This is a genomic window from Mycolicibacterium fluoranthenivorans, assembly GCF_011758805.1.
GTDB lineage: Bacteria > Actinomycetota > Actinomycetes > Mycobacteriales > Mycobacteriaceae > Mycobacterium > Mycobacterium fluoranthenivorans.
In genome coordinates this window covers 1,096,314-1,123,092 of record NZ_JAANOW010000001.1, presented here as the reverse complement: position 1 = coordinate 1,123,092, position 26,779 = coordinate 1,096,314, and the positions used below count along the sequence as shown (strand labels likewise).

General features: G+C 67.2%; 30 protein-coding genes. 11 read left to right on the top strand and 19 right to left on the bottom strand.

Translation table 11 applies throughout. The features are described 5' to 3' along the window. Positions 1 to 12 precede the first annotated feature (12 nt). Genes FHU31_RS05480 through FHU31_RS05465 form a run of 4 tightly spaced genes read right to left on the bottom strand, consistent with a single transcriptional unit; the run spans position 13 to position 3,943 of the window. A complete protein-coding gene (locus FHU31_RS05480) occupies positions 13 to 756 on the bottom strand; it encodes a phosphoglyceromutase (RefSeq protein ID WP_409371220.1) in 744 nt (247 codons plus the stop codon). Between the two features lie 23 nt (positions 757 to 779). Continuing rightward, entirely contained in the window at positions 780 to 1,286 is a 507-nt protein-coding gene (locus FHU31_RS05475; RefSeq protein WP_167156550.1) for a type III secretion system chaperone family protein, read from the bottom strand. 46 nt (positions 1,287 to 1,332) lie between these two features. Continuing rightward, complete coding sequence (mshA, locus tag FHU31_RS05470; protein ID WP_167156548.1) at positions 1,333 to 2,688, bottom strand: D-inositol-3-phosphate glycosyltransferase; 1,356 nt, start codon at positions 2,686 to 2,688, stop codon at positions 1,333 to 1,335. 10 nt (positions 2,689 to 2,698) lie between these two features. Continuing rightward, a complete protein-coding gene (locus FHU31_RS05465) occupies positions 2,699 to 3,943 on the bottom strand; it encodes an ROK family protein (RefSeq protein ID WP_167156547.1) in 1,245 nt (414 codons plus the stop codon). A gap of 275 nt (positions 3,944 to 4,218) precedes the next feature. On the opposite strand from FHU31_RS05465, the gene FHU31_RS05460 reads away from it, so the two are divergent. Continuing rightward, the gene (locus FHU31_RS05460) at positions 4,219 to 4,962 is read left to right on the top strand and encodes an SDR family oxidoreductase (RefSeq protein ID WP_167156545.1); all 744 of its coding nucleotides are present in this window, start codon (positions 4,219 to 4,221) and stop codon (positions 4,960 to 4,962) included. Here the strand turns inward: FHU31_RS05460 and FHU31_RS05455 are convergent. Beyond that, positions 4,946 to 6,283, bottom strand: coding sequence for a L,D-transpeptidase (locus FHU31_RS05455; protein WP_208410148.1), 1,338 nt, complete (start codon positions 6,281 to 6,283; stop codon positions 4,946 to 4,948). The two genes, FHU31_RS05460 and FHU31_RS05455, sit on opposite strands and share 17 nt — an antisense overlap. 6 nt (positions 6,284 to 6,289) lie before the next feature. After that, positions 6,290 to 7,345 carry a UDP-N-acetylmuramate dehydrogenase gene (locus FHU31_RS05450; RefSeq protein WP_167156541.1) on the bottom strand — a complete coding sequence of 352 codons (1,056 nt, stop codon included), beginning with the start codon at positions 7,343 to 7,345 and terminating at the stop codon, positions 6,290 to 6,292. Positions 7,346 to 7,370: 25 nt separating this feature from the next. Between FHU31_RS05450 and FHU31_RS05445 the strand changes: the two genes are divergently transcribed. Genes FHU31_RS05445 through FHU31_RS05430 form a run of 4 tightly spaced genes read left to right on the top strand, consistent with a single transcriptional unit; the run spans position 7,371 to position 10,362 of the window. Next, positions 7,371 to 7,877 (top strand): DUF2505 domain-containing protein, encoded by a 507-nt coding sequence (locus FHU31_RS05445; protein ID WP_167156539.1) that lies wholly within the window; start codon positions 7,371 to 7,373, stop codon positions 7,875 to 7,877. Then, complete coding sequence (locus FHU31_RS05440; RefSeq protein ID WP_263987993.1) at positions 7,856 to 8,677, top strand: class I SAM-dependent methyltransferase; 822 nt, start codon at positions 7,856 to 7,858, stop codon at positions 8,675 to 8,677. The genes FHU31_RS05445 and FHU31_RS05440 overlap by 22 nt, the downstream gene beginning before the upstream one ends. Before the next feature lie 9 nt (positions 8,678 to 8,686). After that, entirely contained in the window at positions 8,687 to 9,493 is an 807-nt protein-coding gene (locus FHU31_RS05435) for a carbon-nitrogen hydrolase family protein (protein WP_167156537.1), read from the top strand. Next, positions 9,490 to 10,362, top strand: a complete 873-nt coding sequence (locus FHU31_RS05430; protein WP_167156534.1) for an LmeA family phospholipid-binding protein — start codon at positions 9,490 to 9,492, stop codon at positions 10,360 to 10,362. The genes FHU31_RS05435 and FHU31_RS05430 overlap by 4 nt, the downstream gene beginning before the upstream one ends. Here the strand turns inward: FHU31_RS05430 and FHU31_RS05425 are convergent. The 5 genes from FHU31_RS05425 to FHU31_RS05405 all read right to left on the bottom strand — a co-directional run bounded on the left by FHU31_RS05425 (position 10,359) and on the right by FHU31_RS05405 (position 13,640). Continuing rightward, on the bottom strand, positions 10,359 to 10,754 hold the full coding sequence (locus tag FHU31_RS05425) for a DUF2599 domain-containing protein (protein WP_167160662.1): 396 nt from the start codon (positions 10,752 to 10,754) through the stop codon (positions 10,359 to 10,361). The genes FHU31_RS05430 and FHU31_RS05425 overlap by 4 nt on opposite strands. Before the next feature lie 47 nt (positions 10,755 to 10,801). Next, the gene (locus tag FHU31_RS05420; RefSeq protein ID WP_181953104.1) at positions 10,802 to 11,083 is read right to left on the bottom strand and encodes a DUF2516 family protein; all 282 of its coding nucleotides are present in this window, start codon (positions 11,081 to 11,083) and stop codon (positions 10,802 to 10,804) included. A 40-nt stretch (positions 11,084 to 11,123) separates the two neighbouring features. Next, on the bottom strand, positions 11,124 to 11,765 hold the full coding sequence (locus FHU31_RS05415) for a heparin-binding hemagglutinin (protein ID WP_167156532.1): 642 nt from the start codon (positions 11,763 to 11,765) through the stop codon (positions 11,124 to 11,126). 16 nt (positions 11,766 to 11,781) lie between these two features. Continuing rightward, entirely contained in the window at positions 11,782 to 12,282 is a 501-nt protein-coding gene (locus FHU31_RS05410) for a helix-turn-helix domain-containing protein (protein ID WP_208410147.1), read from the bottom strand. A gap of 83 nt (positions 12,283 to 12,365) precedes the next feature. Next, positions 12,366 to 13,640, bottom strand: coding sequence for a DUF445 domain-containing protein (locus FHU31_RS05405; protein ID WP_167160658.1), 1,275 nt, complete (start codon positions 13,638 to 13,640; stop codon positions 12,366 to 12,368). A gap of 161 nt (positions 13,641 to 13,801) precedes the next feature. Here FHU31_RS05405 and FHU31_RS05400 point away from each other — a divergent pair, with 161 nt between their 5' ends. The 3 genes from FHU31_RS05400 (at position 13,802) to FHU31_RS05390 (ending at position 16,415) form a co-directional block, all read left to right on the top strand. Then, entirely contained in the window at positions 13,802 to 14,494 is a 693-nt protein-coding gene (locus FHU31_RS05400) for a TetR/AcrR family transcriptional regulator (protein WP_167156530.1), read from the top strand. A gap of 81 nt (positions 14,495 to 14,575) precedes the next feature. Further along, positions 14,576 to 15,445 (top strand): polyphosphate kinase 2 family protein, encoded by an 870-nt coding sequence (locus tag FHU31_RS05395; RefSeq protein ID WP_090360395.1) that lies wholly within the window; start codon positions 14,576 to 14,578, stop codon positions 15,443 to 15,445. Positions 15,446 to 15,554: 109 nt separating this feature from the next. Beyond that, a complete protein-coding gene (locus tag FHU31_RS05390) occupies positions 15,555 to 16,415 on the top strand; it encodes an endonuclease domain-containing protein (RefSeq protein ID WP_167156528.1) in 861 nt (286 codons plus the stop codon). Between the two features lie 59 nt (positions 16,416 to 16,474). Here FHU31_RS05390 and FHU31_RS05385 read toward each other — a convergent pair whose 3' ends face one another. From FHU31_RS05385 to FHU31_RS05370, 4 genes are all read right to left on the bottom strand, one after another. Continuing rightward, a complete protein-coding gene (locus FHU31_RS05385; RefSeq protein ID WP_090360400.1) occupies positions 16,475 to 17,347 on the bottom strand; it encodes a cyclopropane mycolic acid synthase family methyltransferase in 873 nt (290 codons plus the stop codon). A gap of 118 nt (positions 17,348 to 17,465) precedes the next feature. Next, positions 17,466 to 18,320: a 3-hydroxybutyryl-CoA dehydrogenase gene (locus tag FHU31_RS05380; protein WP_090360401.1), complete on the bottom strand. Its 855-nt coding sequence runs from the start codon at positions 18,318 to 18,320 to the stop codon at positions 17,466 to 17,468. A 104-nt stretch (positions 18,321 to 18,424) separates the two neighbouring features. Beyond that, entirely contained in the window at positions 18,425 to 19,711 is a 1,287-nt protein-coding gene (aceA, locus tag FHU31_RS05375) for an isocitrate lyase (protein WP_167156526.1), read from the bottom strand. 273 nt (positions 19,712 to 19,984) lie between these two features. Next, a complete protein-coding gene (locus FHU31_RS05370; RefSeq protein WP_208410146.1) occupies positions 19,985 to 20,782 on the bottom strand; it encodes an acyl-[acyl-carrier-protein] thioesterase in 798 nt (265 codons plus the stop codon). A 113-nt stretch (positions 20,783 to 20,895) separates the two neighbouring features. Here FHU31_RS05370 and ramB point away from each other — a divergent pair, with 113 nt between their 5' ends. Further along, positions 20,896 to 22,335 (top strand): acetate metabolism transcriptional regulator RamB, encoded by a 1,440-nt coding sequence (ramB, locus tag FHU31_RS05365; RefSeq protein WP_167156522.1) that lies wholly within the window; start codon positions 20,896 to 20,898, stop codon positions 22,333 to 22,335. Next, positions 22,332 to 22,913: a carboxymuconolactone decarboxylase family protein gene (locus FHU31_RS05360; protein WP_234901140.1), complete on the top strand. Its 582-nt coding sequence runs from the start codon at positions 22,332 to 22,334 to the stop codon at positions 22,911 to 22,913. The genes ramB and FHU31_RS05360 overlap by 4 nt, the downstream gene beginning before the upstream one ends. On the opposite strand, the gene FHU31_RS05355 is transcribed toward FHU31_RS05360, so the two are convergent. From FHU31_RS05355 to lpdA, 3 genes are all read right to left on the bottom strand, one after another. Beyond that, a complete protein-coding gene (locus FHU31_RS05355; RefSeq protein WP_167156520.1) occupies positions 22,910 to 23,446 on the bottom strand; it encodes a hypothetical protein in 537 nt (178 codons plus the stop codon). The genes FHU31_RS05360 and FHU31_RS05355 overlap by 4 nt on opposite strands. A 133-nt stretch (positions 23,447 to 23,579) precedes the next feature. Continuing rightward, positions 23,580 to 23,849: a hypothetical protein gene (locus tag FHU31_RS05350; protein WP_167156519.1), complete on the bottom strand. Its 270-nt coding sequence runs from the start codon at positions 23,847 to 23,849 to the stop codon at positions 23,580 to 23,582. A 6-nt stretch (positions 23,850 to 23,855) separates the two neighbouring features. Further along, positions 23,856 to 25,250, bottom strand: coding sequence for a dihydrolipoyl dehydrogenase (gene lpdA, locus FHU31_RS05345; protein WP_167156517.1), 1,395 nt, complete (start codon positions 25,248 to 25,250; stop codon positions 23,856 to 23,858). A gap of 189 nt (positions 25,251 to 25,439) precedes the next feature. On the opposite strand from lpdA, the gene FHU31_RS05340 reads away from it, so the two are divergent. Next, positions 25,440 to 26,303 (top strand): cyclopropane mycolic acid synthase family methyltransferase, encoded by an 864-nt coding sequence (locus tag FHU31_RS05340; RefSeq protein WP_167156515.1) that lies wholly within the window; start codon positions 25,440 to 25,442, stop codon positions 26,301 to 26,303. Here the strand turns inward: FHU31_RS05340 and FHU31_RS05335 are convergent. After that, entirely contained in the window at positions 26,287 to 26,769 is a 483-nt protein-coding gene (locus FHU31_RS05335) for a DUF779 domain-containing protein (RefSeq protein ID WP_167156513.1), read from the bottom strand. The two genes, FHU31_RS05340 and FHU31_RS05335, sit on opposite strands and share 17 nt — an antisense overlap. Positions 26,770 to 26,779: the final 10 nt, after the last annotated feature.

Genomic DNA, 26,779 nt, shown 5'->3' with positions numbered 1-26,779 from the left:
CTATTTGCCGGATTACTTCTTGGCACCCTGCGCAGCCACCGCGGCGGCACCCGCTGCCGCGGCCTCCGGGTCCAGGTACCGTCCGCCGGGCACCGTCGGCTTGAGGTCCGCGTCCAGCTCGTAGAGCAGCGGGATGCCGGTCGGGATGTTCAGGCCGACGATATCGGCGTCGGACATCCCGTCCAGGTACTTGACCAGGGCACGAAGTGAATTGCCGTGCGCGACGATCAGCACGGTCTTGCCGGCCAACAGGTCGGGCACGATGGCCTGCTCGTAGTACGGGACGAACCGCGCCACCACATCGGCCAGGCATTCGGTCAGCGGCCCGCCACCGATATCGGCGTAGCGCGGGTCGGCATCCTGGCTGAACTCGCTGCCCTTCTCGATGGGCGGCGGCGGCGTGTCGTAGCTGCGCCGCCAGGCCATGAACTGCTCCTCGCCGTACTTGGCCAGCGTCTCGGCCTTGTCCAGACCCTGCAGCGCGCCGTAGTGCCGCTCGTTGAGGCGCCAGTCGCGGTGCACGGGGATCCACAGCCGGTCGGCGGCCTCCAGCGCGAGGTTGGCGGTGATGATGGCCCGGCGCAGCAGCGAGGTGTACAGCACGTCCGGGAGGACACCCTGCTCGGCGATCAGCTCGCCGCCACGCACCGCCTGGGCCCGACCCTTGTCGGTGAGGTCGACATCGACCCATCCGGTGAACAGGTTCTTCTCGTTCCACTGGCTCTCGCCGTGGCGCAGCAGGATCAGGTTCGCCATGTCGCTCATCCTGTCACAGCGGGTCAGTCACCGTCATCGTCGATGAGATGAGCGAAAGCCTGCAGGTTCTTCAGCGACTCGCCGCGGGCCACCCGCCACTCCCACTCCTTCTCGATGGACGAGCGAAAACCCAACTCCAGCAAGGTGTTGAAGTCGGAGTCGACGGCTTCGAGGACTTGACCCAGCACCCGGTCGAGCTCATCGGCGGTGACGGATTCCAGTGCCATCCGGCCCACCAGGTAGATATCGCCGAGGTTGTCCAGGGTGTAGGCCACGCCGTAGAGCCGGCGGTTGCGCTTGAGCAGGAACCGGTACACGGCTTCGAAGTTCTCGTCCGGCTTGCGGCAGACGAACGCCTCGACCCGCACCGAGTGCTCACCGATGCTCAGGATGGTGTTCGTCTTGAGCCGCCGTTCCCCCGGCAACGCGACCACCAGGCCGGGCAACCCGCCGTGGCTGCCCTTGTGGTGGGTGTACTCGAGCTCGTGCTCCTGCAGCGTCGCCTCGATGAGCTGTTGCACGCTACTCAATACTCGTCTCCCACTCGCTGCGGTCCTCGCTCGCGCTCGACTTCGGTCATGCCCGCACCCCCCTGCGCATCGTGAACCGCCGGCCGCTGCGCCGTGCCGCGCCGTCGCGGTGCGGGTGCCGCGCGCGGTAGTCACCGATCGCCCGCCCGTAGCTGGCCAGCAGGGCGTCGACGGAATGCGCCCAGGAGAACGTGGCGGCATGGGCGATGGCGGCGGCACGCATCCGCTCCGGCCCGCCGGCCAACAGTGCGTCGATGGCGGTCGCCCAGTCCTGCGGGTCGTGCCCGTCGACCAGCGTGCCGGTGACACCGTCACGGACCGCCACCGGCAGACCACCGACCGCGGCGGCCACCACGGGCGTGCCGCAGGCCTGCGCCTCGACCGCGACCAGCCCGAAGGATTCGGAATAGCTCGGCACCGCGACCAGGTCGGCCGCCCGGTAGACATCGACGAGCTGTTCGCGGGACTGCGGCGGCAGGAAGGTGATGCGGTCGGCGATACCGAGTTCGTCGGCCAGCCGGATCAAACCGTCGGGAGCCGCCAGACCGGATCCGGACGGTCCGCCGGCCACCACCACGCGCAGGCGTCCACCTTCCCCGGTCGCTTCGCTCCTGCCCTCCGCCACCCTCGCCGCCGCACGCAGCAGCACATCGGGCGCCTTCAACGGCTGGATCCGGCCCACGAACGCCACGATCCGTTCGGCCGGGTCCAGCCCGACCGCGGCCCGCGCGGCGGACTTGTCCCCCGGGGTGAAGACGCCGAGATCGACGCCGGGGTGCACGACGTCGATCTGCGCCCGATCCGCGTGATGCAGCGAAACCAGTTGCTCTGCTTCGATTTCGGTGTTGACGATGAGACGGTCGGCCTCGTCGACCACCTGTTGTTCGCCGATCGCACGCATGGCGGGCTCCGGGACGTCGCCCTGCGCCAGCGCCGCATTCTTCACCGCGGCCAGCGTGTGCGCGGTGTGCACCAGCGGCACGGCCCAGCGATCCCTGGCGAGCCAGCCGACCTGCCCGGACAGCCAATAATGCGAGTGCACGATGTCGTAGTAGCCGGGTTCATGGTTGGCCTCGGCCCGCAGCACTCCGGCCGTGAACGCGCACAGCTGCGTCGGCAGATCCGTCTTGTCCAGGCCTTCGAACGGTCCGGCGACCACGTTGCGCACCAGCACCCCGGGGGCCACCCGCACGACGGGTTCGTCCGTCGACGAGGTGGCCCGGGTGAAGATCTCCACCTCGACACCGCGCCGCGCCATCTCAAGGGCCGTCTGCAGCACGTAGACGTTCATCCCGCCGGCATCCCCGGTGCCCGGTTGGGCCAGCGGTGAGGTGTGCACCGACAGCACCGCCACTCGTTTGGCCGACGGACCTGCGGTGCTCAGATCGCTTGAAGGACGCACACTGACATGTCTACACCCCGGGCGTCACGAGCTCGCCGCGGCGCAGCTGGGCACGGCGCATCGCGGCGATCGGATCGGCGTAGAGCCCGCCGAGGGACACCACGCCCGCACCGGCCTCCTGGACCCGGTTGCCGAAGGCGGTCACCCGGATATCGCGCGAGGGCAGGACCGAGCGCGCGGCGAAGGCCCGTTCCAGCACCTCCATGCCCTCCGGGTATTCGGTGAAGGCCTGTCCGCCGACCACCAGGTCGTCCGGGTTGAGCATGTCGCGCAGCAGCGCCACGGCCTCACCCAGCACGCGGGCGCGTTCGGCGAGGAGGGCGCGGGCGCCGTCGTGGCCTGCGCGCGCGGCGCGCAACACCGCGGTCAGCGTCGACGCCGGACCTTCGGCCGGGATGATGCGCTGCGCGCGGGCCGCCGTCAGCACCGCCTCGTCGCTGACCGTCGACTCCAGTTGCCCTGTGCCGCCGAGCAATTCGGAGTGCACCGGCAGTGCGGCAATGGTGCCGGGGCCACTGGCGGGTGAGTGCACCCGGCCGCCGATCGACAGCGCGTAGCCGACGGTCTCGCGCGCGTAGACATAGAGGCTGGTCCCGGTCTGGGTGCCCGGCCGGCGCACCCCGAGCAGCAGTTCGGCACCGGCCATCGCGTCGACGTGCGAGGCCACCGACACCGGCAAACCCAGCGTCTCGGCCAGCACGGGGCCGACGGGCGCTTCCGACCAGCCCAGCCGGGGGTGGTCCAGGTAGCCCGACACGCTGTCGACCACGCCACCGCTGGCGACGCCGACCCACAGTGGGCGCCGGCGGTGCCAACGGCTCAGGTAGCGCCGGGCGCTGCCGGCCAGCGAGGCCAGCGCGGCGTTCTGCGCGCCGCGCGGGGTGGGCGTCTCGACGACGTCGAGCGTGCGGCCGAACAGATCGGTCGCGACGATGCTGGTGGTGCGGGCACCGATGTGCAGGCCCAGGGTGAGGAACGGTTCGTGGTTGACCTCGACCGGCACCCGCGGCCGGCCGATCGCGCCGGAGACGGCGAGGTCGGCACGCTCACGCAGCACGCCGGCGTCGAGCAGGGCCGTGACCTGGCGGTTCACCGTGGCGATGCTCAGGCCGGTGACGCGGGCGATGGCATCGCGGGCGGTCGGGCCGCGCTGCCGCGCGGCCCCGAAGACGGCTGCCGCGGCCGCATCGGCGACCTTCAGCGACGGGGCGACGATGTGATGACGGGAGAGCAGGGCGCGCTTGGCGTGGGCCACCGACGCAGCAGCGGAAGCGGTGGCGGAGGAAACAGAAGCGGAAGCGGTTGCGGTACGCACAGGGGGTGTCCTTTGGTGAAGTTTCGAGGGTGGGGGCTTCTGCCACACCGTCGACTTCAGGAGGACGTAGGGTCCGCTAGAGCAGTCGGGCGCGGCGGGATGCGCAACAACAACACGCACGCCGCGAGAGAACGCGGTTCACCGGACTGGTCTGCAACACACGGCGAACTTAGCACGCCAACTAAAGTTCGGGATATGACACCAGAGTTCGGGATATGACATCAGCCACCCCCCGCGTCGCCGTGGTCACCGGCGCCAGTTCCGGCATCGGTGAGGCGACCGCCAAAAGCCTTGCCGCACTTGGTTTTCACGTGGTCTGCGTGGCCCGCCGAGCCGACCGCATCGAGGCGCTGGCAGCCCAGATCGGCGGCTCGGCGATTGTGGCGGACGTCACTTCCGACTCGGATGTGGCACGGCTGGCCGACACGCTGGACGGCGTCTGCGTGCTGGTGAACAACGCCGGCGGGGCCATGGGCCTTGAGCCGGTCGCCGACGCGGACCTGGAGCATTGGCGCTGGATGTGGGAGACCAACGTGCTGGGCACGCTGCGGGTCACCCGGGCCCTGCTGCCCAAACTGGTCGACTCCGGTGACGGCCTGATCGTCACCATCACCTCGATCGCGGCCTTCGAGACCTACGACGGCGGCGCCGGTTACACCTCCGCCAAACACGCCCAGGGCGCCCTGCATCGCACGCTGCGCGGCGAACTGCTCGGAAAACCGGTGCGGCTCACCGAGATTGCTCCAGGGGCGGTCGAGACAGAGTTTTCCCTGGTGCGTTTCAAGGGCGATCAGGACCGCGCCGACAAGGTGTACGAAGGCATCACCCCGCTGGTCGCCGACGATGTCGCCGAGGTCATCGGGTTCGTCGCGTCCCGACCGTCACACGTCAACCTGGATCAGATCGTCATCCGGCCGCGCGACCAGGCGCCGCACGGACGGTTCAACCGCCGGGTGTAGCCGTCGGCGCGGGCCTCGACGTGGCGACCGGCTCCGGCGTCGCGGTCGGCGTCGGGGCGCCACTGGGCGTCGCCGGCGCCGAGGCCGGGATGCCCGCCGGCGGCTTCTGCGAGGTCAGCGCGGACATCGACTGCCACTCGTCCCACGGCACCGCCCAGTCCCAGATGTCACCGTCGGCGTAGGACAGTTCGATCGAGGTGCCGGTGACCTCGACCGGGTCGCCGTAGATGGCGGTGTTGAAATACTGCTGCGCGTCCTCGGTGGACAGGTTGATACAGCCGTTGGTGACGTTGGTGTTGCCCTGCGCTCCCGCGCTCGACGGGTTGGCGTGGATGAACTCACCGTTGTTGGAGATCCGCACCGCATACCGCTCGTGCGCGTTGGTGTACCCGGCGGCCGGGTTGGACATGTAGAAGTCCTCGTACTTCTCCGTCACCACGTGCACCCCGCTGCGGGTGATGTTGCGCGGCAGGTCCCCTTCGCCGTAACTGCACGGGAAATCGAAGAGCACGCCCTCGTCGGTGATCACCTGGATCCGGTGGCTGGAGGCCTCCGCCTTGACCACCTGACGGCGGCCGATGCTGATGTCCAGCGTGGAATCCGTTGCGCCGAAGGCATCTTCGGCGAATGGCACGCCGTACAGGCCGGCCTTCACGTGGACGGTGGTACCGGCCGGGTAGTACTCCTTGGTCCGGTAGTGCACGCGGGACCCACCGACCTCGTCGGGTAGCCAGGCCCAGCTGCCCTCGACGGGTGGGGTGGTGGTGACTTTCAGCGCCTTCTCGACGTCGGCCCGGTACTTGGTGTCGATGGCCGCATCGAACTGCAGGATGATCGGCGCCGCGACACCCACGACCTGCCCGTCGGCCAGCAGGAACTGGCCGTTGACCGTGGTCGTCGGGTTGACGGTGGTGAAGCTGCCGGCCAGCTTGACGGCCTTGCCGTCCTTGCCGACCACCGACCCCGCCCAGGTGTACTGCACGCCGTACCCGAGCGGTTCGGTGACGCTGAACCCGGTGCGGTCGGGGTTGAGCGCGCCGGCGACGGGCTTGCCCTCGGCGTTGGTCAGGCTCACATGCTGGAACCAGCCGTCGCTGACGGCGACGCCGATCGACGAGGTGGGCACGACGCCGTCGGACTTGTCCTCGGGCGTGTAGGTGATCACCGGGGCCGGCGCCGGGGCCGCGGATTCGGCGTGGGGTTGGCCCGATTTGCCCGCACAGGCGGCCAGCAGACCTGCACCGCCGACCGCGAGCACGGTGAGGGCACGCCGCCGATTCACTAGCGGGGACGTCTCACCTGCGGGGCTCACGTGAATCAACGGTACCTAGAGTCGGCAGCCAAACAGAACCGGTTCGGGTGTGAGATCGATCCCGAATCGGTTGCGCACGCCGTCCCGCACCGTCCTGGCCAAGGCGATCACGTCCGCGGAGGTGGCCCCGCCACGGTTGGTGAGCGCCAGCGCATGTTTGGTCGACAAGGTCGCGGCCGCGCCCGGACCGGGGAATCCTTTACCGAATCCGGCCTGCTCAACCAGCCAGCCAGCCGCCAGTTTCACCCCGTTCGGCGCCGGATAGTGCGGCACCCTGCCCTCACACGCGGCCTGGATACGCTCGAAAGTCTCGGCCGGGACCACCGGATTGGTGAAGAACGACCCGGCACTCCAGGTGTCGTGATCGTCGGCGTCGAGCACCATGCCCTTGGCGGCGCGCAGCTTCAGCACGGCCTCTCGGACCCGCAGCGGATCGGTGCGCTCCCCCGGCGCCACGCCCAGTGCCGTGGCCAGCTCGCCGTAACGCAGTGGCGCGCTCTGTCCCGCCGGGTCCAGGCCGAACTCGACCTCGAGCACCACCACGTCCGGCGAGTTCTTCAGCACGCTGTGCCGGTAGCCGAATCCCAGTTCCGCCGGATCCGCCCAGCGGTCCGCCCCGGTGCGGCGGTCCAGCAGACGCACCCGGGCCAGCGTGTCGGCGACCTCGGCGCCGTAGGCGCCCACATTCTGCACCGGCGTGGCACCCGCCGAGCCGGGAATACCGGACAGGCACTCCAGCCCGCCCAGCCCGTGCGCCAGCGAGGTCACCACCACGTCGTCCCACAGCGCACCGGCCTCGGCACGCACGGTGGATTCGTGCACGGTGATCTCGGTGTTGGCCACCGCCACCACGGTCAGGCCGGTCAGGTCGTCGGCCAGGACCACGTTCGAGCCGCCCGCGAGCACCAGCACGTCCGGACCGAGAGGCAGGGCGCGCAACACGTCGACGAGCTTGTCGGTGGTATCGCAGGTGATGACACGGTGCGCGACGGGACCGACCCGCAGCGTGGTCAGCGGTGCCAGCGCGACATCCCCGGCGACCGAGGCGCCTTCGAAAAACTCACTGACCACGGGTCATAACGGTAGCGTGGCTGTCATGCCACGTTCATTCGACATGGCAGCCACCTACGAATGCCCCGCCGCCCAGGTCCTCGCGGCGTTCTCCGAGAAGCCGTACTGGCTGACTCGGTTGGAGAAGTCCGGCTGCGATGAAACCTCACTGGATGTCCTGGAGAAGGCTGCCGACGGCACCATCGAAGTGGTCACCACCCAGACCGTCCGGCCGGCCAAGCTGCCCGCCGTCGTGACGCAGTTCCACCGTGGCGATCTCACCCTCATCCGGGAGGAACGCTGGAGCCCGCTGACCGGTGGCAGTTCCAGCGCCGCCATCAAGGGCGATCTGACCGGCACACCGGCACTGGTCACCGCCAGCGCGGCACTGTCCGACACCGGCACCGGAGCGCACGCCCAGATACGCGTCACGGTCGAGGTGAAGATCCCGCTGGTCGGCGGCAAGCTGGAGAGCTTCATCGGCGGGCACCTGGTCGAGATGCTGCGCCTCGAACAGGTCTTCACCAGCGAGTGGATCAGGGACCACGGCTGAACGAGCCCATCGGCCACGCGCAGGGTAAACCTGTCGGCTCACCGACGCGAGGCACCACGGGGTACAACCGGCTGCGCCGCAGCGACCGCTGGCTGGTGCATTCCCCGATCGTGCGCGAGGCACTGCTGACCGCGCCGCAACCACTGGTGGTCGACCTCGGTTACGGGGCTCTGCCGGTCACCACGGTCGAGCTGGCGTCGCGGCTGCGCACGGTCCGCGCCGATGTCCGCGTCGTCGGCCTGGAGATCGACCCGCAGCGGGTGGCCACCGCCCGCGCCGCGGACACCGATGTCGAATTCGCCCTCGGCGGCTTCGAGCTGGCCGGACTGCGGCCGGTGCTGGTACGAGCCTTCAACGTGCTGCGCCAGTACCCGGTGCACGAGGTCGACGCCTCATGGGAGCAGCTGAGCACCCGGTTGGCGACCGGCGGGCTGATCATCGACGGCACCTGCGATGAGCTGGGCCGGCGCTGCTGCTGGGTGCTGCTGGACGCGGCGGGCCCGGTCAGCCTGACGCTGGCATGCGATCCGTTCGCCATCGAGCGGCCCTCGGATCTGGCCGAGCGGCTGCCGAAAGTCCTCATCCACCACAACGTGGCGGGCCAGCCGATCCACGAGCTGTTGACCGCGGCCGACCGGGCGTGGGCCGGCGCGGCCGGCCACGGCGTGTTCGGCCCGCGAGTGCGCTGGCGGGCCATGCTCGACGATCTGCGCGCCCAGGGGCTGCCCGTGCAGACCTCACGCCGCCGGATGCGCGACGGTGTGCTGACCGTGCCGTGGCCGACCGTCGCACCCGTCTAGGCTGGGCTTATGCGGATCGCCCTGGCACAGATCCGGTCGGGCACCGACCCGGCCGCGAACCTGGACCTCGTCGCGCAGTACACCCGGGACGCCGCCGAGGCCGGGGCGCGGCTGGTGCTGTTCCCCGAGGCGACGATGTGCCGGTTCGGTGTGCCGCTGGCACCGGTGGCCGAACCGCTGGACGGCCGGTGGGCCGACGGGGTGCGGGCCGCCGCGCAGCGGTCCGGGATCACCGTCGTGGCCGGGATGTTCTGCCCGTCCGGAGACGGCCGGGTGACCAACACCTTGATCGCGTCCGGGCCGGACGTCGACGCGCACTACGACAAGATCCACCTCTACGACGCCTTCGGTTTCGCCGAATCCAAGACCGTCGCCCCCGGCCACCAGCCGGTGGTGATCAGCGTCGACGACGTGGCGGTGGGTGTGACCCTCTGCTACGACGTCCGGTTCCCCGAGCTGTATCTCGACCTCGCGGACCGCGGCGCCCAGCTGATCACGGTGCACGCCTCGTGGGGCACCGGTCCGGGCAAGCTCGACCAGTGGACGCTGTTGGCCCGGGCACGCGCCATCGACACCACGGGCGTGGTGGCCGCGGTCGACCAGGCCTACCCCGGTGACGAGATCGCCGCACTGGGGCCGACCGGGGTCGGCGGCAGCCTCGTCGCCTCCGCGGCGGGCGAGATTCTGCAGGCCGCCGGGCAGGAACCGCAGCTGGTCGTGACCGATGTCGACCTCGACGCGGCCGCCCGAATCCGGGAGACGATCGCGGTGCTGCGCAATCGCACGCAGTTCGCTAAGGCACAATCGACTGCGTGACCGATCCCTGGGCTCCTCAACCCACCGACGCAGCGCCCGCCGGGTCTCCTGCACCCGCAGGCGCGCCCGTGCCCCCGCCTCCGGCGGATCCCGAGCCGAAGAAATCGCTGGGCGCCAAGATCGGCGGCCTGTTCCGCGACCCGCTGTCGATCGTGTTGGTGGTGGTCATCGTCCTGGCGCTGGTCGTCGCGGGGGTGGTCGGGTCGGAGCTGGTGGCGCGGCATATCGCCGACAAGACGGTCACCCAGATCACGTCCTGCGTGGTGCAGGACGATGTCGACGTGTCCTTCGGCAAGACCCCGGTCCTCCTGCAGTATTTCACCGACCACTACAACAACATCACCGTGACCACCGCGGGCCACCGCGTCCGCGAGGCCGACGGGATGAAGGCCGAGATCGTCATCAACGACATCCGGCTGACCGGTAACCAGAGCGCACCCGGGACCATCGGCGCCTTGGATGCCAACATCACCTGGACCGCCGACGGCATCAAGAACACCATCCAGAACCAGATCCCCCTGGTGGGCAGCTTCGTCAGCAGCGTGTCCACCCATCCCAGCGACGGCACCATCGAACTGCAGGCCGCCCTGGGCAGCATCGTCGTGAAGCCGGAAGTGCAGAACAACAATCTGACGCTGACGGTGCAGAGCCTGTCCGGGCTGGGCTTCATGCTGCCGCGCGAGACGGTGCAGCCCGCACTCGATGCGTTCCTCGAGCAGATCACCAAGAACATCCCCCTGGGCATCCATGCCGAGAGCGTGCAGGTGACCGATACCGGGGTGACGGCCAAGTACGTGACCCGCAACGCGACGATGCCTCCGGGCCGCAGCGGTAGCGGCGGCGATCCGTGCTTCGCGGGGCTGGACTAGAACGGTTCCTCGGTGCCACCGGGATTGCAGCCGGCGGCGAACATCGCGGTATCGCTGACCTCGGGCCGCCACGGCTCGAGGTTCCAGCTGGTCTTGCCGGGCTCGGCGATCTCGGCGAACTGCCAGTGGCAGAGGAACTGGGCGCGCATCCCGGGCAGGTCGGCGTCGGGCGCATCGGTCAGCACCTCGGCCCATGCCTGGTCGGCCTGGGCGAGGGTGTTCGGGCGGGCGGACTCGGCCCGGGCGGCCGCGGTGGGATAGACCCGCAGGCTGGACAGGTCGCCCCATTTCACCCACGTGGTGTGGTCGACATAGTGGCCGGCGGCCGCGGCTACGGGTGCCGTCCCCACGAGAACTGACGCCGCGCCGAGCGCGGCGATCAGGGTGCGCATCGCACGGTGCCGCATCGCCGCACTCCGCACCGCTGAATCGTCGGGGATCAGCGCGACTTTCCCTGGATCTCAAGAATTTTCGGCCGGACGTCCACGAGGTACACACCCGCCGCGCACGCGCAGATCGCGGCGCCGAACGCATCGCGCATCAGGAGCGCGAGCAGCACGCCCGCACCGAGGATGAGCAACCACACCGGCTTGGTGAGCTTGCCGGTGGCGGTGTACGCGTCGGGCCGCTGGATGGCCGCGTGGACGAATGAATACACGCCGACCAGGGCGACGATCCCGACCAGCACAAACATAATGGCACCCGCCAGGTCTGCAAGCATCACACGTGCAGCCTAGGCGGGTGCCATCAGAACGTCGAACTTACTTCTGAGTGACCTTCTTGGCCGGGGCCTTCTTGGCGGCCGGGGTGGCCGTCGAGGCGGCGGGCGCAGCCTTCTTGGCCGGGGCCTTCTTGGCGGGCGCGGCCTTCTTGGCGGGCGCGGCGGTGACCGGAGCGGCAGCCTTCTCGACCTTCTTGGGCAGTTCCACGCCGACCAGCTTGGCGGCACGCTCGCCGACGGCGCGGGTCTGCGACGCCACGGTGCCCAGCGCATCCTGGGTCAGCTCGACGGCCTGGTCGGTGACCTCTTCGACACGAGCGGCGGCTTCCTCCAGCGCCGGCTGGTTGCGCAGCCGCTCCAAGGCGGCCTCGCCGCGCTCGACGAGCTTGTTGTACCGGGTCTGCGCCTCGTCGGCGTACTTCTCGGCCGCCTTGCGCAGCTCTTCGGTGCTGAGCTTGTCGCGCAGCTCGTCGAACTGGGTCGGCAGCTCCTCCTGCAGTTTGGTCAGGCGGGCGCGACCCTCCTCGACGCGGCCCTGGGCGTCGGTGCGCGCATCCTCGGCACGCTCACGCAGGGCGGCGACGATCTCGTTCACGGTGGCCAGGGCCAGGTCGGCGGCACCCACGGCGGCGAGCAGCGGGGTCTTGAGATCCTCGATGGTCTTCTCGGTCTTGTCGGTCATGATTGTTCCTCTCAGGTCAGCTGTGTGATGTGTGTGGTTCTGATGTGATGGCGTGAAACTTGGATTCAGGCGTGGTCGTCACCCCTTCCGCTGCCCCCTGCGCGCCGGATTCGGCGTCCGCTTCGGCCTCGTTCTGCTGACAGAACGACGTGTAGATGTCGAGCAGCACCTGCTTCTGCCGCTCGGTGATCGCGTGATCTCCGATGATCGCGTCACGGACCTGACTGCCCTCGGATGGCTCGAGCATCCCGGCCTGCACGTAGAGGACCTCAGCCGAGACCCGCAGCGCCTTGGCAATCTGGTTGAGCACATCGGCCGACGGTTTGCGCAATCCCCGTTCGATCTGGCTGAGGTAGGGATTGCTGACGCCGGCCTTCTCCGCGAGCTGGCGCACCGACACCTGGGCCGCCTCCCGCTGAGCACGGATGAAGCTGCCGATATCGGATGCCGCACTGCTCACGACTTCCGCGATCTTGTCGTTGTTCACCACGGAAGCGATCTTGTCGTCGGGCGACATCTGAGCCTCCATCCGCCGGATTCCACTGACACAATCCACGGTACGAGCGAGTGCTAACTATTGCAAGCACTTGCTAGCAGTGCTCAGAAAATCAGCTGCGCCACCGAATAGATGACGAGGCCGGCCAGCGATCCGACCACCGTGCCGTTGATCCGGATGAATTGCAGGTCACGGCCCACGTGCAGTTCGATACGACGGCTGGCCTCGTCGGCGTCCCAGCGCTCGATCGTCTCGGTGATGATCGCTGTGATCTCCGTCCCATACTGCGAAACCAGGTGCTGAGCAGCGCGGATGATCCAGCCGTCCACCTTGTCGCGCAGGTCGGCGTCGTCACGCAACGACTCCCCTACCCGCACCACGGAGTCCGCGATCCGGGTGCGCAGCGCCGACGACGGGTCCTCCACCGACTCCAGCACGATGCGCTTGGCGGCACTCCACGCCGTCTCGGCCGCCTTGGTGACCTCGTCGCGCGCCATGATCTGCTCTTTGACCTTCTCGGCGCGCGCAATGGTGGCCTGGTCGTACTGCAGGTCGTCGGCGAATTCGAACAGGAACTTCGTGGCCGAGCGACGCAGCTCGTGATTGGGGTCGCGGCGCACCTTGTCGGTGAAGTCCATGAGCTCGCGGTGGATGCGGTCGCCCACCAGGTGGTCCACCCAGCGCGGCGACCAGGTGGGCGAATCACGCTCGATGACCCGCTCGATCACCTCGCCGGCGTTCAGCGACCACTGGAACGCCCGGTCGGCCAACAGTTGCAGCAGCGCTTCCTGGCGCTGCTCGGCGAGCAGGCCGGACAGCACCCGGCCCACCGGCGGTCCCCACTGCGGTTCGGCGATGCGTTTGACGATCATTCGGTCCAGGACGTGCTGGACGTCCTCGTCTCGCAGCATCTCGACCAGCACCCGCAGCACGGTCGACGCCTCCGCGGCCACCCGCTCGGCGTGGCGATACTCGCACAGCCATTTGCCCACCCGGCCGGCGATCTCGGCATCGCGCAGCTTCGTCGCCACCACCTCGGCAGACATGAAGTTCTCCCGGACGAAGGTACCCAACCCCTCGCCGAGCTGGTCCTTCTTGCGCTTGATGATCGCGGTGTGCGGGATGGGGATGCCCAGCGGATGCTTGAACAGCGCGGTCACCGCGAACCAGTCGGCCAGCGCGCCGACCATCCCGGCTTCGGCCGCGGCCCGGACGTAACCCACCCAGTTGCCGGCGCCACGAGATTGGGCCCACGCACATGCGAGGAAGATCACCGTCGCGCCGATCAGAAAACCGAGGGCGACGGCCTTCATCCGCCGCAGCGCGCGGCGGCGTTCACGGTCGGCCATCGCATCCGGTCCGGCGTCTGCCGCCGTCATCGCCGCAGCAAAACTGGCCGTCAGCGACGGCGGGCCCGGGGCTGGTCTGTGCGCCACGCCTCCATCATCCGCTAACGCGCCGCCGACGCGCCGCGGCGATCGACCGAGGGCGCCGAATCACCGTATTATCGAGATGACCTAGTGAACGGATATTCACGACAGTGCCACAGCAGAGCTCGGCGGCAGCGGTAAAAACCGACGGCCGCAAACGACGCTGGCATCAGCACAAGGTTGACCGTCGTAATGAGCTCGTGGACGGCACCCTGGAAGCGATTCGCCAGCGGGGCAGCAACGTCAGCATGGAGGAGATCGCTGCCGAGATCGGCGTGTCCAAAACCGTGCTTTACCGCTACTTCGTCGACAAGAACGACCTCACCACCGCGGTGATGATGCGATTCGCCCAGACCACGCTGATCCCGAACATGGCGGCCGCCCTGTCCTCGACGTCCGACGGCTATGCGCTGGTGCGCGAGATCATCCGGGTCTACGTCGACACCGTCGCCGCCGAACCGGAGACCTACCGGTTCGTCATGTCGAACAATTCGGCCAGCCGGACGAAGGCCATCGCCGACTCCGAGCAGATCATCGCCCGCATGCTGGCGGTGATGCTGCGCCGCCGCATGCAGTTGAACGGTATGGACACCCAGGGCGTGGAATCGTGGGCGTTCATGATCGTCGGCGGCGTCCAGCTGTCCACCCACTCCTGGATGTCCAACCCGCGGATCACCACCGACGAACTGATCGACTATCTGACGATGCTGTCCTGGAGCGCGCTGTGCGGGATCGTCGAGGTCGGCGGATCGTTGGAGAAGTTCAACTCGCAGGCGCATCCGTCGCCCACATTGCCCGCGTAGCTGTTTGACTGGCCGGGTGACTTTCCGAGGGCGAACGCGAGGCCGGCACGGGCGAGGACCGCAACGAGCGGGAGCCCGGCCGTGACGACCAGTGACACCGACCTCCCGGCGCTGTGGACCCACGAGCCGCACACCCATCTGGAATTCAAGCCCGGCTCCTCGGTCACCGGGATCGACCCGGACGCCACACCCGGATTCGTCGGCTCCAAACGCGACGCCCCCGTGCTGCAGGCCGAGCGCAATATCCGCTTCGCCGAGTTGCAGGAGATGCTGTACGCCAACAGCCGCGCCGGCGATACCCGATCACTGCTGCTGGTGCTGCAGGGCATGGATACCGCAGGCAAGGGCGGCATCGTCAAACATGTTGTAGGAGCAGGCAATCCGCAGGGAATCGACTACGCCAGCTTCGGTAAACCCACGGAGGAGGAGCTGGCCCACCACTATCTGTGGCGGATCCGCAACGCCCTGCCCGCGGCCGGCCACATCGGGGTGTTCGACCGTTCACACTACGAGGACGTGCTGATCGTGCGCGTCCACAACCTGGTCCCGCCCGAGGTGTGGGGTGCGCGCTACGACGAGATCAACGCGTTCGAGAAGGAACTCGTCGAGGGCGGCACGAAGATCGTGAAGGTGGCGATGTTCGTCTCGCTGGACGAGCAGAAGAAGCGCCTGGCCGAGCGACTGGAACGGCCCGACAAGTTCTGGAAGTACAACCCTGCCGATATCGACGAGCGGCTGCTGTGGCCCAAATACCAGGAGGCCTATCAGGTGATGCTGGACCGCACGTCGACCGACTACGCGCCCTGGCATGTGATTCCGTGCAACCGCAAGTGGTACAGCCGGCTGGCCATCCTGGAGCTGCTCATCGAGGCGCTCAAGGAGTTCAACTTTGCCTGGCCGCCACCGGACTTCGACGTGAAGGCCGAGAAGAAGCGGTTGGCGAGGGCCTAGGTCCGCCGAAACTACGGTTTGTGGTGTGATTTTCCGGCTTCGCCGTCAACATCCGTAGTCTCGGCGTGCGCGGGAACCGAATGCTGCCGCGCTGCGTCCGGTAAGGGGTGTGGGACACATCGTGCTGGGCACCGAAGCGCTGGCCACCGGCCTGACGACGCGCCACGGACTGCGGACGAAGTACCGGAAGCTGCATCACAACGTCTACGTTCCGCGCGACATGGCGCTGGATGCCGCTACCCGCGCAACCGCTGCCTGGCTGTGGTCGGGTCGGAGGGCGACGCTGGCCGGCTACTCGGCGGCCGCGATGCTCGGCAGTAGATGGCTACCCGCCGACGCCCCGGCCGAACTGGCTCGCCTCCGCCAACCCAGCCCGCCCGGCATCGTGGTGCACTCCGGTGAGATCGCCGACGACGAACTCACCACGGTCGGCGACATCCGTTGCACAACGGCGGCGCGTACTTGCTATGACATGGGACGACGACTGCCGGTGGACACCGGCATCATCCGCATCGACGCGCTGCTCAACCACGCGGGCGAGCGGGTGGCTGTGGTCGCCGCGATTGCCGAGCGCTACCCGGGCGCGCGCAGAATCCGCCGCCTGCGCCAGGTACTCGACCTCTGTGATCCCGGAGCTGAATCTCCGCAGGAAACGCGGCTGCGCCTTTTGCTGGTGCGCGCCGGGCTCCCCCGACCGGTCACCCAGATACCCGTGCGCAACGACCGGGGTCGCGTGGTACGCCGGATCGATATGGGTTGGCCGCAGTGGATGGTGGGCGTCGAGTACGACGGCGAACAGCACTGGAGGGACCCGGCGATCCACAGTTCGGACATCGACCGGCTGGAATTCCTGGCGGACGCGGGATGGACCATCGTGCGGGTCAGCGCCAGACATCTGCGTTACCTGCCCGACGCCGTCATCACGCGTACCCACGACGCACTCAAAAGGCGCCGAGACTACGGTTTCTGACGAGGTCCGTGTCGATTCTCGTCAGAAACCGTGGTCTCGGCGCCTTCTGGTCAGCAGCCTTACTTGGCCAGCGTGAACTGGCCGATGTTGGTGATCCCGCGGCGGAAGAAGTCCGCGCAACCGGTCAGGTACTTCATGAAGCGGTCGTAGACCTCCTGGCCCTGCAGGGCGATGGCCTCGTCCTTCTTGGCTTCCAGGTTGGCGGCCCACATGTCCAGCGTGCGGGCGTAGTGCGGCTGCAGCAGGTGGGTGCGCTTGAGCTCGAACCCGGAGTCGGCGGCCAGCTTCTCGATATCCTCGACGGCAGGCAGCTGCCCACCCGGGAAGATCTCCGCGGCGATGAACCGCATGAACTTCAGATCGCTGATGGTCAGCTTGATGTTGTTCTCGCGGAAGAACTGCTGGGTGTGGGCGAGGATGGTGTGCAGCAGCATGACGCCGTCGTCGGGCAGGATGCTGTAGGCCCGCTCGAAGAACACCGGGTAGCGCTCCTGCTTGAAGGCCTCGAACGCGCCGATCGACACGATGCGGTCGACGGGCTCGTTGAACTCTTCCCAGCCCTGCAGCCGGATCTCGACGTTGCGCTTGGTCTCGATCTTTGCCAGCCGCTTGCGGGCGTAGTCGGACTGTTCCTTGCTCAGGGTGATGCCGATGACGTTGACGTCGTAGTTGGTCAGCGCCCGCTCCAGCGCGCCGCCCCAGCCACAGCCGACGTCGAGCAGTGTCATGCCCGGCTCCAAGCCCAGCTTGCCCAGCGCCAGGTCGAACTTCGCGTTCTGCGATTCCTCGAGGTTCATATCCTCGCGCTCGTAGTAACCACAGGTGTAGCCCATGGTCGGTCCGAGGAAGAGGGCATAGAACTCATTCGAGATGTCGTAGATCGACTGCGACTCCTCGTAGTACGGCGCAAGATCGGACTCGACGTTTGACATGCGAAAAATAACCTCGTTTGTTGATTTGGCGGCCGCGGCCCGGATACCCCCCGAAGTCATTTTCGAACCGTACGCGACGATGGTACCCCATATTAGCTAGGCTAAATGTTTCCCAGCGCTAGTACGTGTAGAAGCCCTGACCGGATTTCTTCCCCAACTGCCCCGCCTCCACCATGCGTAGCAGCAGCGGCGGCGGACCGTAGAGCGGCTCCTTGAACTCCTCGTACATCTTGTCGGCGATCAGCTTCAGCGTGTCGAGGCCGACCAGGTCCGAGAGCCGCAGCGGACCCATGGGGTGCGACAACCCTGCGACCACGGCCTTGTCGACGTCTTCGATGGTGGCGAATCCGGCCTCCACCATCCGGATGGCGGCGAGCAGATACGGCACCAGCAGCGCGTTGACCACGAAGCCGGACCGGTCCGAGCAGCGCACGACCTGCTTACCCAGCACTTTGCCAGCGAATTCTTCGGTGCGCTTGAGCGCGTCGTCCGAGGTGACCAGGGTCGAGATGAGCTCGACCAGGGGCAGCACCGGCACCGGGTTGAAGAAGTGCAAGCCCAGCACCCGCTGCGGATTCTTGGTCGCCGCTGCGATCTTCATGATCGGAATGCTGGAGGTGTTCGACGCCAGGACCGCGTCCGGGTCGGTCACGATCTCGTCGACCTCGGCGAAGACCTTCGCCTTGACCTTGTCGTCCTCGACGATCGCCTCGATCACCAGCTGCCGATCGGCGAAATCCGCCAGGTTCGTGGTGAAGGTCAACCGGCCGAGCGCGGCGTCACGGTCCTCCGCGCTGAGCTTGCCCTTGGCGGCGGCGCGGTCCAGCGACGCGGTGATGCGGGCCTTGCCCGCGTCCAGGAATTCGGCAGCAGGTTCGTAGACGACGACCTGCGCGCCGGCCTTGGCGCATACCTCGGCGATACCGCCGCCCATCTGCCCGGCGCCGATCACGCCCACGCGTTCGATACTCACTTGCTCTCCTCAGACTCCCGATACGGCGTCAGGCCCCGCCCGCGGTGGCGGACGGGGCCTGACGCTATCAACTCAGTAACTCGGCGCCGAGTGGCACCGAAGGATCAGTGGAACTGACCCTCTTCGGTGGAACCGGCCAGCGCGGTGGTCGAGCTGGTCGGGTCGACCGTGGTGGCGATCCGGTCGAAGTAGCCGGCGCCGACCTCGCGCTGGTGCTTGGTGGCGGTGTAGCCACGCTCCTCGGCGGCGAACTCGCGCTCCTGCAGCTCGACGTAGGCGCTCATCTGGTTGCGGGCGTAGCCGTGGGCCAGATCGAACATCGAGTAGTTCAGGGCGTGGAAGCCGGCCAGCGTGATGAACTGGAACTTGAAGCCCATCGCGCCGAGCTCCTTCTGGAACTTCGCGATCATCGAGTCGTCCAGGTGCTGCTTCCAGTTGAACGACGGCGAGCAGTTGTAGGACAGCATCTGGTCCGGGAACTCGCTCTTGACGCCCTCGGCGAACTTCTTGGCCAGCTCCAGATCCGGGGTGCCGGTCTCCATCCAGATGAGGTCGGCGTACGGCGCGTAGGCCTTGGCACGCGCGATGCACGGCTCCAGGCCGTTCTGCACCCGGTAGAAGCCCTCGTTGGTGCGCTCACCGGTGATGAACGGGCGGTCCCGCTCGTCCACATCGGAGGTGATCAGGGTGGCGGCCTCGGCGTCGGTGCGGGCGATGACCAGGGTAGGAACGTCAGCCACGTCAGCCGCGAGCCGGGCAGACGTCAAGGTGCGGATGTGCTGCTGGGTCGGGATGAGCACCTTGCCACCGAGGTGGCCGCACTTCTTCTCCGACGCGAGCTGGTCTTCCCAGTGCGAACCGGCCACACCGGCGGCGATCATCGCCTTCTGCAGCTCGTAGACGTTCAGCGCGCCACCGAAGCCGGCCTCGCCGTCGGCGACGATCGGGGCGAGCCAGTTCTCGACCGAGGTGTCACCCTCGACCTTGGCGATCTGGTCGGCGCGCAGCAGCGCGTTGTTGATGCGGCGCACGACCTGCGGCACCGAGTTGGCCGGGTAGAGGCTCTGGTCGGGGTAGGTGTGACCGCTCAGGTTGGCGTCACCGGCGACCTGCCAACCCGACAGGTAGATGGCCTTGAGGCCGGCCCGCACCTGCTGGACAGCCTGGTTGCCGGTCAGCGCACCGAGGGCGTTGACGAAGTCCATGTTGTGCAGCTGGTCCCACAGCACCTCGGCGCCGCGGCGGGCGAGGGTGTTCTCCTCGACGACGTGGCCCTGCAGCGCGACGACGTCGGCCGGGGTGTAGGTACGGGTGATGCCCTTCCAGCGGGGGTTGTGATCCCAATCGTGCTGGATCTGTTCCGGGCTCTTCGGCGTGCCAACGGTGGACATGGCTCTCCTTAACGGGTTAACAGGTTGCGACTGTCGCTGCGGCCCATCAACCCTCAGGTTGTTAATGCCACCGCGGCCTCGCGGGTGTGCTAATCCGAGGATGCCCTACTGCATATGTGCAGGTCCACCCGTTTCAGTTGCCAATTTTGGCTAACGCCCCGCGTTAAGTTGCGAAGATTGCGAAGATCGCGAACGGCTTAACCGGTTCAGAATCTACCCACCGGTAGCCAATTGCCGCTGGTCAGTACGCCCGTACTGTTAAACGGCGGACCATCAGCGAGCGAACAACGCGGCGACGGCTTTGGTCTCCTCGCCCACCGCATATGTGAGCGTTGTAACAGTCCGGTCCGTCAGCTCCGGGCCGAATTTGTCCGTCGATCCGGGCGGATACACGTGCACCATGATGTCGAGGTCGTCGCCCAGTGCCACCGCCGAGTCGTGCTCGATGGTCACCCGTAGCGGCGCGGAGAGCAGTTCCGGAGTGGTCTCCAGGTAGTCCTCGACCACGCTCCAATAGACCGAGTTGTTCATGTGGTCGAACAGGTCGATATCGGTGACGCGCACCGGGTAGCGCCGGATGGCGACCGCGTCCTCGCGGGCTCCCCCCTTGAGGTACCCCTTCCACCGCAACCGGTCCACGTCCGTCGTCCGTCGCAGCCCGGCGAGGAAGTCATCAGAGATGCGGCCCGGGCCCTGGGTCTCGCGGCTGAAGCAGATCCAGAACGCCTCGGATTCCACCAGGCCACCCTTACGACCATCGATGCGCACCCGCATCTCACACCAGCGCGTCGACGTCCCCGAACACCACCGGCGCAACCGCAGGATGTCGGGGAACTCGATGGGCTCGACGATGTCGATCATGGTGCGGCGCACGATCCACGCCGGGTGTACGTCCTCATAACCCATCTGCCGCAGCTGGTCCTGGCCGACGTCCTGGATGTGGCGGGTGGCACCGTCGAAACGCAACCGGCCGTCGCGGTCCACATCGGCCATTCGCAGCGACCACGAGGTATCGAACACGTCGGGGTGGCCGTCGGGCACGGGCATCATCGTCTTGGCCAAACCACTCATGTCTTCCATATTGGTCTGCGAACAATGCAAAGCCAATCTTTACAAGCGTCTCACTTCGCTCGCCCCGTCGGTTTCCCCCGTCGCTTCGCTCGCCCCGTCACTACCCTGGACGAGTGGCCAAGACGTTCGTCGGATCAAGGGTCCGCCAACTACGAAACGAACGCGGTTTCAGCCAGGCATCGCTGGCCCAGATGCTGGAGATCTCGCCGAGTTACCTCAACCAGATCGAACACGACGTGCGGCCCCTCACGGTCGCCGTGCTGCTGCGCATCACCGAGGTGTTCGGGGTGGACGCCACCTTCTTCGCGTCCCAGGACGACACCCGGCTGGTCGCCGAACTGCGCGAGGTCACCATGGACCGCGATGTCGACATCGACATCGACGCCGCCGAGATCGCCGATCTGGTGGCCACCCATCCCGCGATCGCCCGCGCCATGGTCAACCTGCACCAGCGCTACCGGTTGACGACGACGCAGCTGGCCGCGGCCACCGAGGACAGGTTCGGGGTGAATGTCGGAGGCAGCGGCTCCGGGTCGGGGTCCATCACCATGCCCCACGAAGAGGTGCGCGACTACTTCTACCAGCGGCAGAACTATCTGCACGAGCTCGATACCGCCGCGGAGGACCTGACCATCCGGATGCGGATGAACCGGGCCGATCTGGCCGGTGAGCTGTCGGCGCGGCTGACCGCCGTGCACGGGGTGCACATCGTCAAACGGCAGAACATGGGCGAGACCGTGCTGCACCGCTTCGATCCCGCCACCCGCACGCTGGAGATCGGCAGCCACCTGGCCAGTGGGCAGTACGTCTTCAAGCTCGCCGCCGAACTGGGTTACCTGGAGTTCGGCGACCTCATCGACAAGCTCGTCGACGAGGGCAAGTTCACCAGCGACGAGTCCCGCACGTTGGCCCGGCTGGGCCTGGCCAACTATTTCGCGGCGGCCACCGTGCTGCCGTACCAGCAGTTCCACGCCGTGGCCGAGGAGTTCCGCTACGACGTCGAGCGGTTGTCGGCGTACTACGCGGTGTCCTACGAGACCATCGCGCACCGGCTGTCCACCTTGCAGCGGCCGTCCATGCGCGGCGTGCCGCTGTCGTTCGTGCGCGTCGACCGGGCCGGGAACATGTCGAAACGCCAGTCCGCGACCGGTTTTCATTTCTCGTCCTCGGGTGGCACCTGCCCGCTGTGGAACGTGTACGAGACGTTCGCCAACCCGGGCAAGATCCTGGTGCAGATCGCCCAGATGCCCGACGGCCGGCAGTACATGTGGGTGGCGCGCACTGTCGAGCGCCGCGCGTCGCGCTATGGTCAGCCGGGTAAGACGTTCGCGATCGGTTTGGGCTGTGAACTCCGTCATGCGCACCGACTGGTCTACTCCGAAGGGCTGGAACTGACCGGTGACCCCAACGTCGCAGCGATTCCGATCGGCGCCGGGTGCCGGGTGTGCGAGCGTGACAACTGCCCCCAGCGCGCGTTCCCCGCACTCGGCCGCGCCCTCGACCTCGACGAGCACCGCAGCACGGTGTCTCCTTACCTGGTGAAGCAGACATGACCGGTTCCGAGCTGACACCGCCCGAGTCCTCCCCCGCACCGATGCCCGCCCGAATCCCACCCGGCGGATTCCGGGAACTCGGCCCGGTCAACTGGGTGATCGCGAAGGCCGGTGCACGCGGAATCCGGGCACCGAAGTTCCACCTGTTCAACGTGCTCGGCCAGCACCGGTTGCTGTTCCTGGCCTGGCTGCCGTTCTCCGGGTATCTGCTCTACGCCGGTAAGTTGTCCCGCCAGGACGCCGAGGTGGTCATCCTGCGGGTGGGCCATCTGCGCGCCAGCGAGTACGAGTTGCAGCAGCACCGCAGGCTGGCGCGCAGCCGCGGTCTGGATGCCGCCACCCAAGCCGCGATCTTCGAGGGCCCGGACGCCGACGGGCTCACCGCCCGGCAGCGGGTGCTGGTCACCGCGACCGACGAGTTCGTGATCACCCGGTCCATGTCCACCGAGACGTGGACCGCGTTGGCCAAGCTGTACAACCGCGCTCAGATCATCGAATTCTGCACGCTCGCAGGGCAATACGATGCGCTGGCGGCGACCATGGCGACGCTGCGGATCCCACTGGACTTCCCGGACTAGCGGCCGGCGCAGACAGCCCACAACTGGTAAGCCGCCGATAATTCTTGTGCAGCACTTCCGGAGGTCGCGAAAAACGCGTCCTGTAAGCGCTCCCCCACCGCCGGTGCCGCGATCCAGTTCAGCACCGCTGACTTGCTGACCGTCTTGAACGGTGTGGTGCGGGTGAACACCGCGTCGACGAGATCGGCCAGATGTCGGGCCGCCGCCACCGGCCCGGTGAGCAACGCATCAAGGTGATCTCCGAGTGGCAGTCCGCACCAATCCACCAGGTCCAGTGCCGATGGGGAGTCCGAAAAATACCCGAGGTCTGCCGGGTATACGGAGAGCAGCTCCGCCCACACGGCCGTGGCGAACCCCTGCAGCGCCGACCGTTCCGGACCGGTCCACGTCACCATCCGGATCTTCACGTCCCACACCCGGAAGTCGAAGACCGGCGCGGACGTGAGCAGGAGTAGCTCCATCATCCGCGGCAAGTAGTACCGCAGCGCATCGTCGTCGAGCTCCATCACGTGCAGGGCCGTCAGATGTTCCAAGCTCAGCGCACCCAACGGCGTCGCAGCCAATCCTGCCGCCGTGAGGTCCGGGGCGCATTGCACGCAGACCCGTATCGGCGTCGGTGCACGGTACGCAGCGCATGCTGCGTACAACTGCGCGAGCCGTTCCTGCCTAGAGATACGTGACGCCCAGCACCGCGATCGTCATCAGCACCGGGGCGATCGGCAGCGCCCAGAGGAACGCCGTCCGCACCTGCTGCTTGCGCTGATACGAACGCCAGCCCAGCAGGGCGACGCCGGCCGACAGGCCGATGATCACCACCGAGACGATCAGCACCCAGAAACTCACGTCACTGGTGTTGATCGCCGCGGTGATGGCGAGCAGCCACAGGACGTGGCCGATCACCAACCCGCCGATGGCGGCGACTACCCTCTCGCGCACCGGCGATCAGAAGTTGATCATGTGGCCGGTGAGGCCGTGGAAGCACTCCTGCAGCGCCTCCGACAGGGTCGGATGCGTGTGCACGTTGCGGGCCAGCTCGTTGGCGGTCAGATCCCACTTCTGCGCCAGCGTCAGCTCGGGCAGCAGCTCGGAGACGTCGGGGCCGATGAGGTGGCCACCGAGCAGCTCGAGGTGTTTCTTGTCGGCGACCAGCTTGACGAAGCCGGTCGGGTCGGCCAGGCCGTGTGCCTTGCCGTTGGCGGTGAACGGGAACTTGGCGACGACGACTTCGTAGCCCTCGTCACGGGCCTGCTCTTCGGTCAGCCCGAAGCTGGCCACCTGCGGCTGGCAGAAGGTGGCCCGCGGCATCATCCGGTAGTCCCCCAGCGCCAGCGTCTCGGCACCCGCGATCGTCTCGGCGGCGACCACACCCATCGCCTCGGCGACATGGGCCAGCTGCAACTTGGCGGTCACATCACCGATGGCATAGATGTGGCCCACGTTGGTGCGCATGTAGTCATCAATGGCGATGGCCTTGCGCTCGGTCAGCGCGACACCGGTGTTCTCCAGGCCGAAACCCTCGACATTCGGCCCGAAACCGATGGCCTGCAGCACCTTGTCGGCCTTGAGCTCCTCACTCTTGCCGTCCTTGCTGACCGCGACGGTGACCGTCGAGCCGTCATCGGTGATCGACTCGACCTTGGTGCCGGTGAGGATCTTGACGCCGAGCTTCTTGTACTGCTTCTCAATCTCCTTGGACACCTCGGCGTCCTCGTTGGGCAGCGCCCGCGGCAGGAATTCGACGATGGTGACGTCGACGCCGTAGTTCTTCAAGACGTAGGCGAACTCCATGCCGATGGCACCGGCGCCGGCGATGATGATCGAGCCGGGCAGCTCCCGCGAGAGGATCTGGTTCTCGTAGGTGACGACGTTCTTGCTCAGCGAGGTCCCCGGGACCAGCCGGGTGGACGACCCGGTCGCGATGATCGCGTTGTCGAAGGTGACCGTCTCGGTCCCGCCCTCGTTGAGGTCGACAGCCAGGGTGTGGGCGTCGGTGAACTTGCCGTAACCATGGATCTCGGTGATCTTGTTCTTCTTCATCAGGAAGTGCACACCGGCGACACGGCCGTCGGCGACCTTACGGCTGCGGTCGAAGGCGGCGCCGTAGTCGAAGCTCGCCTCCCCGCTGATACCGAAGGTCTTGGCTTCCTTGCTGAAGATGTGGGCCAGTTCGGCATTGCGCAGCAGCGCCTTGGACGGAATGCACCCGACGTTCAGGCACACGCCACCCCAGTACTTCGGTTCGACGATGGCGGTGTTCAGGCCGAGTTGGGCAGCGCGGATGGCCGCAACGTATCCGCCGGGGCCAGCTCCGAGTACGACGACGTCATAGTGGGTCACGCCATCACCCTATCGGGGCGCCGTCCTGGTCGGCACGAGACCGACCCCGGTTCTGCGAAGTCGCTCCCATCCGCGCCCGAACCGGCTACGAAAGCTGCTGGAGGGGATCTTCCGGGGGATGCTTATCTGGTTCAAAGAGGTGATCGGCGGGTATCCCACAAACGCACTCAAGCGAAAGGCCATTGGCCAATGCCCGAACAACTCAAACCTCACTTCGAAGATGTACAGGCACACTACGACCTGTCCGACGACTTCTTCCGTCTTTTCCAGGACCCTACCCAAACGTATAGCTGTGCTTATTTCGAGCGCGACGACATGACCCTGGAAGAAGCCCAGCTGGCCAAGATCGACCTGTCGCTGGGCAAGCTGGGACTCCAGCCCGGTATGACGCTGCTGGACATCGGCTGCGGGTGGGGCGCCACGGCGCGGCGCGCGGTGGAGAAATACGACGTCAACGTCATCGGACTGACGTTGTCGAAGAACCAGGCCGCGCACGTCCAGCGCAGCTTCGATGAAATGGACACCGAGCGGACCCGGCGGGTGCTGCTGCAGGGCTGGGAGCAGTTCGACGAACCCGTGGACCGGATCGTCTCCATCGGCGCCTTCGAGCACTTCGGACACGACCGGTACGCGGAGTTCTTCGCGAAGACCTACCGGATCCTGCCGTCCGACGGTGTGATGCTGCTGCACTCCATCTGCGGTATCCACCCCGCGGACGCGAAGAAGCTGGGCATCTCGCTCACCTTCGAGCTGGCCCGGTTCATCAAGTTCATCCTCACCGAGATCTTCCCCGGTGGCCGGTTGCCGTCGGTGCCGATGGTCGAGGAGCACGCCACCGCCGCCGGGTACAAGGTCACCCGGGTGCAGTCGCTGCAGCCGCACTACGCCAAGACGCTCGACATCTGGGCCGCGAATCTGGAGGCGAACCGGGACGAGGCCATCGCCATCCAGTCTCAAGAGGTCTACGACCGCTGCATGAAGTACCTGACCGGCTGTGCGGATCTGTTCCGCAACCGCCAGGTCGACGTGGATCAGTTCACGCTGGAGAAGTAGCTCCGGGCACCGGACAAGCGTCGGCGGCTTCGGCCACGATCCGGGTCCGGTCATCGGCGGGGCGCGCCCCCTCGGCGTATCGCGCGCCGGTGATCGGCGCCTGCCGGCCCAGCTCGGTGTTCTCCTCGTCGGTGTAGACCCGGCCGCGGGACAGGAAACGCATCCCTTCGGGGGATTCCAGGCTGAACCCGCCACCGCGGCCGGGCACCACATCGATGATCAGCTGGGTGTGCTGCCACGCCTCGAACTGCGGCCCGGAGATCCACACGGGCACGCCGTCCCCGACGTCCAGCACGCCCAGCAGGATGTCGCGATCGCCCACGATGAAATCACCGGCCGGGTAACACATCGGCGACGAGCCGTCACAACAGCCGCCGGACTGGTGAAACATCAACGCGCCGTGGCGTTTCTGCAGTGTGGCGAGCAGATCGGCGGCCTCGGTGGTGATCAACGCTCGGCTGGTCATGTACCCACGC